The sequence below is a fragment of the Enterovibrio nigricans DSM 22720 genome, assembly GCF_900167155.1.
In the GTDB taxonomy this organism is placed as follows: domain Bacteria; phylum Pseudomonadota; class Gammaproteobacteria; order Enterobacterales; family Vibrionaceae; genus Enterovibrio; species Enterovibrio nigricans.
Genome location: NZ_FUXU01000203.1, coordinates 1 through 1837, shown reverse-complemented (window position 1 = coordinate 1837; position 1837 = coordinate 1). Strand labels below are relative to the sequence as shown.

At 37.6% G+C, this 1837-nt stretch carries 1 protein-coding gene; it reads left to right on the top strand.

Annotated elements, in window-relative coordinates; translation table 11 throughout:
- Positions 1-416: 416 nt before the first annotated feature.
- Entirely contained in the window at positions 417-1628 is a 1212-nt protein-coding gene (locus tag B5D35_RS24670) for a UvrD-helicase domain-containing protein (RefSeq protein WP_280174699.1), read from the top strand.
- Positions 1629-1837 lie beyond the last annotated feature (209 nt).

Here is a 1837-nt window from a genome sequence, read left to right as displayed (position 1 = left end):
AATCATGGTACTAATGGTGGACTGTCACCGAATGAATACGAAAGACAGTATTATCAGAAGCTTGAAAGTGTATAGAGTTCTGGGGTCTTACCACATCGTTTGCTATCCTTTGGAATTACTGATAAATCACTTTGGGTAGGAACGATACACTCATTTTGTCTTCAGTGGATTATCAAGCCAAATATAAATTTCATCCCGAGGCTTTGCAAAGGTTATGTGGTAATAGATGAGCATGAAAGAGAACGTTTACTTTCCGAATTGAAGGAAAAGTATGGGTTAGGTCCTTTTGCTAGTATCGTCACGAGATTGGATCTAGACTATAGCAATCACTATTCAGATATAAAATCACCCAAATACAAACTCGTTGATGAGTATCATAAGTACCTAAGAAACAATAAAAAAATAGATTTGACCTAATCTTAAATATGAGTTTCAAGTTGCTTTCTCATTACGACGGGGTAAGAAGTAGACTCGCTTCTTTCATTAAACATATCTTGGTCGATGAATACCAAGATACATCTTTGTTACAATATGAAATTCTCAAACTAATTATTAGTGAACAGAAGAGCAACACCACATTCATAGGTGACCAAGAACAAGCCATCTATACTGGCTTGGGTGCTGAAGTTAAGGGGAAAGCAGAGTTAATTGATTATTTCGCTTTGGGCACCTTACATGATTTGAGTCTCACAGGTTGTTTTCGCAGCAGTCAGCGGATAATTGATTTTTACAAAAAATATCAGGATGGAGGGCTCGACATTGAGTCAAAATCTGACTTAAAAGAATTCGAATCCGTCGTGCACTTAGAGCAAAGTATCGACAAGAGCCAACTTTCAAACTTTATTCATGAAGTTATTCAGTCTCATATAAAAAACGGCATTTCTTCTGATGAGATTGTAGTTTTATGTCCTAGTTGGTTTGATGTTATTCAAATGTCTAAAGAGTTAGATAAACTTGATAAAGATTACTCAATCGATGGGGTAGCTGTTTCCCCAATACCTAAGAATGAAGACAATATGTGGTTGAACCTAGTGAAATTAGTGTTGAATGAAGCGTGTATGGAAAATTATCTTAGACGACGGAGGCTTACCAATACTTTGATCGAGGGGCTAGAAGAATGCGGTTTGAACGTTAGTGGTGAGCACAAACAAATACTCAAAATCGTTAACGGCTTTAATATTTCAATTAATCAAAGCATAACCGATTGGATTGAATCCATCGTGTTGGAGTTCAGTCACTTTATTGGTTTAAATATTGCGGCCAATAAGACTGCTAAATCGAGTTTAGACAGCTTAATTGATGCGACAAAAATTAGGATGGAAAAACACGATATGGATTATCGAGCACATGATTTAAAGAGGTTTTTCGGTAAGTCCAAAGGTGTCAAGATTACTACATGCCACTCAACTAAGGGGGATGAATATGATGTCGTCATATGTACTGGTTTGTTAGAAGGAAAAATACCGCATTGGAACGATGTATACGTTAGTAATCAGCATGCAAATTATGTTGCTAGACGTCTGTTGTATGTGATTGGTTCTCGGGCTAAGAAACACTTATACATGGTTTCTGAACGAGGCCATAAAACTCGAAAAGGTCTCGATTACGTTCCAACTAGACAGCTATGACTATCATTCTGTATCACATTACAGGGTGAGCAAACTGAAATCGAAAGGTAAATAAGTTTTAGTAGGGAAAACTCGCACATGACAAAATGTAAATGAGAATCTACTCTAGCTCGTTTTGGGGCGTGCGACGTGAAGTCGTATGAAGCGCTGTTCACCGCTCAACGAGTGAACCATCTGTATCACCAGATGAACCTAGGAGCCTGAATAAA